1 protein-coding gene is annotated in these 523 nt (G+C 61.0%); it reads left to right on the forward strand.

Translation table 11 applies throughout. The features are described from left to right. On the forward strand, positions 1–523 hold a 523-nt coding region (locus tag CKO42_RS26890), incomplete at both ends, for a response regulator (RefSeq protein WP_242479746.1).

Here is a 523-nt window from a genome sequence, read left to right on the forward strand (position 1 = left end):
GCACGCATGACGGAAAACCCGACATCGACGCGCATCCTCATCATCGACGATGAGGAGCAGATCCGTCGATTCCTGCGCATCAGTCTCAAGAGCCAGGGATATCAGGTCATCGAGGCGGAGACGGCGGCGAGGGGACTCGAGCTCGCCGCGACCCAGACGCCAGATTTAATCGTGCTCGACCTGGGCCTGCCCGATGCCGATGGCCAATCCGTGCTGAGTGAGCTGCGGCATTGGTCGAGCGTGCCGGTCATGATCCTGTCGGTCCGGTCATCGGAGAGCGACAAGGTCGCCGTGCTGGACGCGGGTGCGAATGACTATGTGACCAAGCCGTTCGGCATCCAGGAGTTCCTGGCGCGCGTGCGTAACTTGCTGCGCTTGCCCAGGGCGACAGAGAAACCCGATGCCGGGATCTACGATGACGGCTATCTCCGTATCGATCTGGTCAAACGCTTGGTGTCCGTGATGGGCGACGATGTGCATCTCACGCGCAAAGAGTTCGCCATCCTCAAGCTGTTGGTCTCGA

The organism is Lamprobacter modestohalophilus (assembly GCF_016583905.1).
Lineage (GTDB): Bacteria > Pseudomonadota > Gammaproteobacteria > Chromatiales > Chromatiaceae > Lamprobacter > Lamprobacter modestohalophilus.